The following is a 5,581-nucleotide window of genomic DNA, read 5'->3' as shown; positions in this document are numbered from 1 at the left end:
GAATTCATCAGCCACCCTTGAAGCATCAAAATTCATTCAACAATGGGTTGGAAATGTAACATATGCATACTCAGGCTTCGACTTAAATGTGAATGCATCCATAACCCTACAATTCAATTGGATTGGCACTGGAGGTGAATGGTACTCAATGATTAATGGTCGTTTAACGATAAATTCAACTTCACTGGGACGTAGAGTTTCCAATTTAAATGTTACCATGGGCTTGAAGGTTGAGCGTGTAAATATATTCGTGGAATCTTTACTTGGTAAGAGGTTTAGAATCTACATGAATGTTACGGCTATGGACGTTTATCGTGGTGTTGGGGTTCCATTGGATGTGGTTAAAATAGTTGTTGATGGTAAAGAGTTTTATGATGCTGAAAGCTACATTTACTATGGTGGAGGATTAAACTATCTTACAGTTTTAACCCGTGAGAGGGATAAAAGTGTGGATACCGTTGAGGGATACTTCAGCTATAATGGTGTGATCGTCAGGGTATTCGTAGAGCTTTAAATTTAGGTTTGTTTCAATTCAACTTCCACGGGATTCCTCCATCCAAATTCCCTTGCAACCCATGAAGCATCATCCCTAAGCTTCTCCCTGACAGCATCAATATTCGCCCTCCTGAAAGCCCACCCCCTCCTCCCAATCTTAACTTCAAAAATCATTTTATCATCGCTATAAGTTACGTTTACCCCCTCAAGCATGTATCCAAGGTTGTTCAATGTATCTTTAAAGTAGTTTGAAGCTCTCTCCTTAATTTTCACAAGATCAGGCTTCGGCTTTTCAGGAACCTCCACCCTCACAGCCCTCTCCCTCTTGGCTTCCACCTTTGGCTTTTCAACTTCAATTACTGGTTGCGCGGCCAATTCGTCTTCGCTCATATCTAGGAACTTAAGTTTATCCTCTTCAATCTCATATACGAATATCATGTATTTGGCTTCTGCGCCAACTTCCTCGCTGTCTAGGTTGAATATCTTCCTCAGTGCTTCAGCTCCAGATAAAGCCTCCCTTTCACCATAAACGTTTGCAGTCATAATCCTACCATCTTTGGCTATTACCTCAATGCTCTTCCAATTCTTCGCCTTCGTCATGATTATCAATATGTATTTGACAATACCCCTACTATCCTCAATCTCCCTCTTCAATGCTTCATGTACATCCTCTATGGTCTTAACTTCCCCACTCTTCTCATCCAATTGTTTTGCATCCCTCAGTATTAGCGTCTTCAGAATTGGCATAAGCTTCATTCTAACACTATGCTCTTCAAGTTTGCTCGATAAGTTTAGTTCTTCTATCCCCACCCTCTCTCCATATATCTTTGCTCCAGCAATCTCCCTAGCATCCCCCTCCACAGCCTCCCTATCAACCTTATACACCTCTATTATGCCTGTGGCTTTTGGTGCAGCTTCCATTATTATGTCGTATGCCTTCTTCCCCCTAACCTCCCCCTCAACCCCCCTTGCCACTGCTATGTATGGTTCACCATCCTTGAAGTCCACTTGTATTTCGTGGGATATCTTCTTGTGCACTATGAACCCCTTAATCCTCCAATCCCCCTTCTCCCTTGCAATCCTCTCAAAAACTTTTGTGAGCTTCTCTTCTGCCAAGTTCACCAAGTCTATAAGCTCCCCACTATCACTACCCTTCAAAATTATTCACCAAATTCTCAACACTACTCTATATACTAACTATTTTAACTCCCCTTAAACTTAACGGTCTACCTTAAGCTCCCAATTTCCGTTAAAGCTTCATTGTATAATTCCTTTGGGTTGTAGTGGTATCTGAATATGTATCTGCTTACCTCCATGAAGTCGTATACCCCCTTCATTCTAAGCCACCTTAAAATCATACTCCTCCTCTCAATTTCCTCCATAATCTCCTCAACACTCTTACCGGTCTTTGCACTAACATCCCTTATTAGCCATGAATTCTCCAAATTGACTACATGCTCATCCCTTTCTGGACTCCATGTGGATATGGTTCTATACTTCTCGTAATCCTCTATCTCCTGTGCCACTGTAACCCTCCTAACAGTTCTACCAACCCCCTCTAGGGCAACTCTATCTATGTGTAGGAATATGTTCATCAATTTCACGTATGTTGGGGCAATGTTCATTGGTGGCGATATAATCCTCTTGATGGCGTAGTCTAGGGATTCAGCATGTATTGTTGATAATCCACCATGCCCAGTAGCCATAGCTTGGAATAGTACGAATGCCTCCTCCCCCCTAATCTCACCCACAATGAGATAGTCTGGCCTATACCTCAAAGCCAACTTAACGAGGTCATATAGCTTAATTTCAGTCAACGTTACGCCAACAGCGTATACTGGTCTAACTGTCAATTGAACCCAATTCTCATGTGGCAAGTTAAGTTCAGGCGTATCCTCAACAGTTACAATTTTCAATCCAGGCCTTATGAATAAGCTCAAAGCATTAAGCAAAGTGGTTTTCCCAGCACCAGTCCCACCGGATATCATAAGAGTCTTCAAGTGGTCTAGCATAAACCATATGTATGCAGCCAACTTCTCACTTATAACACCATCAGCTATAAGCTCTATTGGGGAGAATGGTTTAGCCCTAAACTTCCTAATTGTAAATGTGGGTCCAGTTGTGCTAACTTCAGAGCCGAAGGTTGCAGCAAGCCTATGCTTCTCCGGCAACATTGTATCTAGGGTTGGATATGCAAGGCTAATATGCTTACCAGCCCTATGTGCAAGCTTCACTATAAACTCATTCAAAGCCTTAACATCCCTAAAAATAATGTTTGTGGGTATACTCTCATAACGCCTATGCCAAACATAAATAGGCTTATCCACACCAACACAACTAATATCCTCAATGTTAGGGTCACCCATCAAAACATGTATAGGCCCATAACCAAGAAGATCCCTCTCAACATAATATAGGATTCTATCCCTCCTAGCACCAGTAAGACCAAGACTACCCCTATACCTATCCACAATACGCCTAATCTCACCATAAACATGCCCCCTCAAATCCTCAGTAACAGCATAAACCTTCAACTCCTCAGTAACAATATCCACAAGCCTCTCATAAGCATCCCTCTCCTCATCACTAAGCCTATACTCATCCACATAATAAGCCAAAGCACCACCCTCCCAAGGAATCCTAACAATATAAACCCTAGCAAAAGGCTCATAAACAGGATAACTCTCCAAAACCTCAAACCTATCATTAAAAGGGAGAAACTCCACAGCCTTCTCCACAGCAACCCTCCTAACAACACGAACCTTAGGACTAACAAAAGGAAGCCTAACCATAAACAACCAAAAAATAGAACAAACACGAAAATATAAACATAACACAATACAAAAAGAATACAAAAGTATTGCCAAAGGAAAATAATGAAAAAAATATATTTAAAGGCGAACAAGAATTAGAAGCAAAGGTGTAAGAAATGAGAAACACGAAGAAGAGAGGTATATCACCAGTAATAGCAACAGTAATACTAGTAGCAATAGCAATAGTAATAAGCATAGCAGCAGCATTCTGGATGACAGGACTACTAAGCAGCTTCACAAGCTACGAGAAACTAACATTATCTGCAACGATAGCAAAAACCAGTACCAGCGAGTATACTGTGACTCTTGTCATAACAAATGATGGTACCGTATCCGCAGAAGTTAGAGCCATTTTGATAAATGGAGTAAATTGCTCAACTTCCTTTACACCTAAACCTACAGTTGCAAGCCCAGTAATTGTAAGTCCTGGAGCTACGCAAAGTTTTACAGCGACATCGACATTATTCCCTACTGGTGTAACTATAACTCCTGGTAGGCCTGTCAAAATAACAGTAGTGACCTCAAGAGGTTCCTACGAAACTCAACTAACAGCACCATAAATTTTACACCAACTACATAATTTTTCATGATCGAATTGTTAGGACCTAAAGACAGCTATAAAGTAAATGAAAGAGACGTAACTATTATGCATTTAAGGTGAGCATAGTTCTTAGGTAATAGTTCATGAAGATGATCTTGAGAATATTTAGTTGAAGGATATTTTCCCCAGCATATTACCCTCACAGAGAATATTTGTGAGAAAATTTAAGGTTGCATGTTGAGTAAATATATAAAGTGTTTAACGGCTAATAAATTATGGGTGTAGGGATGATCTTTGATTTCTTGAAGCCGAAGAGGGTTGCTGCCAGTTTAATTGCGAAGAGATTAATGAAACGTTACGGTTCACTTTCTGATGAGGAATTGTTGAGTAAAGCTAAGTATGAGCTTGAGAGAGTTAAGAGGAGGGATGAAGAGCTTTACAAGTATGTTTTAGAGAAAATAAACAACTATTATGGAGTTGAGACAGGGTTAAGCAACAGTTTCTAAATAGTTAACTTTATATGACTCAAGAAGCTTCTCAATAGTTTTTTAGCTCTTCTAGAGATAACGACTTGAAACAAGCAGTTTCAACCTGATTTTTTAGTTTCTTTAATTAAATCTTCAAGGCTTATACTAAGACCTTCAGCTATTTCCTTTTTCGCTTCTGCTAATTCCTTCTTCTCTTCTTCACTTAACTCTTCTTCGGGTAGAAGCATAGCTCTAAGTTTAAGAAGTTCAATCCTAATTTGCTCTAATTTATCTAACACTAATTTCAACTGTTCTTCAGTAATAGTTACGTTCACTTCTACGCACTAAAAACATTACTAAAACTAGAGATTTATAAAGTTTTCAAGGGAGAAGATGCTCTGTTAACTTTAAACCCTTTTTATTTCTTGTAGTGCCTTCAAAGTTAGAGAATGAACACTTTTTACTATTATACTCAAAAGTAGGAAGCATTTAAAACTAATGCAAAGAAAGGCTAAAGGGAGAGGTGGAGGGAAGACTCATGACGTAGTGGTGTACAAAGACGATAAACTTACACTTATAGTTAGAAGCTTAAGGTAGTTGAGCATCTCCTTTATGCACTTGAGCTCCTCTAGCTCCATAGTAAAAGCCAAAAATAGGCTATAAATCTTACTTTATTAAAGCTGGGTTGAAAGTAGTTTTCATTTACCTTTGCTGGGAATTATTGGCATAATGTGTTGTTTAGTTTGATGAGTTTCGTTCTTCTCTTATAGGTTTCCAGCATATCTCTGGTTATAACGTGTATTTCGAATGGGTCATCTATTCCATTTGACCATAGTTCTGCAATTATTCTGCCTGGATGGAGATTCGAGACCACTAATATGTCTATGTCGCTTGAGATTAGATGTTCCCCTCAGCTACACTGCCAAACAAGTATACTTCTGCATTGGAGTCAAGCTTCTTGACAGTTTCAACTATCTTCTTAAGGTACTCATCCAACCTTTCAAATATCTCACTCCTCCTCTTAGCTTCATCTATCAATAGATCTTCCCACAATGTCCATTACCCCCCTTACTGTTTGTAATAGTTTTCTAGCCTCCTCCTCACAGTATTCCCTTGCAACATATCTTGAGGTGATATATGCATCTTCAATTGAACCCAGCTCAACAGCATAATTCGCTAATGCACCTCTAACCTCCTCAGAATTCGTAATTTTGTATATGAGTTCAAGAAGCCTTCTAATACTCCATTTCTTCTGGAGTTCTAAC

Annotated in this window: 7 protein-coding genes and 1 pseudogene; 3 read left to right on the top strand and 5 right to left on the bottom strand. The window is 39.5% G+C overall.

Annotated elements, in window-relative coordinates:
* Positions 1-514, top strand: a 514-nt coding sequence (locus tag MRT15_RS09930; RefSeq protein WP_304329938.1) for a hypothetical protein, incomplete at its 5' end; no start/stop codon positions are given.
* 2 nt (positions 515-516) lie between these two features.
* Here the strand turns inward: MRT15_RS09930 and MRT15_RS09925 are convergent.
* Together MRT15_RS09925 and MRT15_RS09920 are read right to left on the bottom strand one after the other, a co-directional pair.
* Positions 517-1,653, bottom strand: a complete 1,137-nt coding sequence (locus tag MRT15_RS09925) for a hypothetical protein (protein ID WP_304329937.1) — start codon at positions 1,651-1,653, stop codon at positions 517-519.
* 68 nt (positions 1,654-1,721) lie between these two features.
* Positions 1,722-3,287, bottom strand: coding sequence for a type II/IV secretion system ATPase subunit (locus tag MRT15_RS09920; RefSeq protein ID WP_304329936.1), 1,566 nt, complete (start codon positions 3,285-3,287; stop codon positions 1,722-1,724).
* Between the two features lie 137 nt (positions 3,288-3,424).
* On the opposite strand from MRT15_RS09920, the gene MRT15_RS09915 reads away from it, so the two are divergent.
* Both MRT15_RS09915 and MRT15_RS09910 read left to right on the top strand, forming a co-directional pair.
* Positions 3,425-3,868, top strand: a complete 444-nt coding sequence (locus MRT15_RS09915) for an archaellin/type IV pilin N-terminal domain-containing protein (RefSeq protein WP_304329935.1) — start codon at positions 3,425-3,427, stop codon at positions 3,866-3,868.
* Positions 3,869-4,136: 268 nt separating this feature from the next.
* Entirely contained in the window at positions 4,137-4,355 is a 219-nt protein-coding gene (locus MRT15_RS09910; protein ID WP_304329934.1) for a hypothetical protein, read from the top strand.
* A gap of 80 nt (positions 4,356-4,435) precedes the next feature.
* Here MRT15_RS09910 and MRT15_RS09905 read toward each other — a convergent pair whose 3' ends face one another.
* From MRT15_RS09905 to MRT15_RS09895, 3 genes and pseudogenes are all read right to left on the bottom strand, one after another.
* Entirely contained in the window at positions 4,436-4,651 is a 216-nt protein-coding gene (locus MRT15_RS09905; RefSeq protein ID WP_304329933.1) for a hypothetical protein, read from the bottom strand.
* Positions 4,652-5,034: 383 nt separating this feature from the next.
* Positions 5,035-5,246, bottom strand: a pseudogene (locus tag MRT15_RS12630) (nucleotidyltransferase domain-containing protein).
* A 97-nt stretch (positions 5,247-5,343) separates the two neighbouring features.
* Positions 5,344-5,581 (bottom strand): HEPN domain-containing protein (locus MRT15_RS09895; protein WP_304329931.1); only part of this gene is annotated, 238 nt, incomplete at its 5' end.

Source organism: Candidatus Culexarchaeum yellowstonense (assembly GCF_024707025.1).
In the GTDB taxonomy this organism is placed as follows: domain Archaea; phylum Thermoproteota; class Methanomethylicia; order Culexarchaeales; family Culexarchaeaceae; genus Culexarchaeum.
The sequence above is the reverse complement of the archived record's forward strand: the minus strand, read 5'-3'. Positions and strand labels throughout refer to the sequence as shown.

What these genes read in the sequence shown, in the direction of transcription:
- MRT15_RS09920 (WP_304329936.1), bottom strand. Translation starts at nt 3,287, where the DNA reads ATGGTTAGGCTTCCTTTTGTTAGTCCTAAGGTTCGTGTTGTTAGGAGG.
- MRT15_RS09915 (WP_304329935.1), top strand. Translation starts at nt 3,425, where the DNA reads ATGAGAAACACGAAGAAGAGAGGTATATCACCAGTAATAGCAACAGTA.
- MRT15_RS09910 (WP_304329934.1), top strand. Translation starts at nt 4,137, where the DNA reads ATGATCTTTGATTTCTTGAAGCCGAAGAGGGTTGCTGCCAGTTTAATT.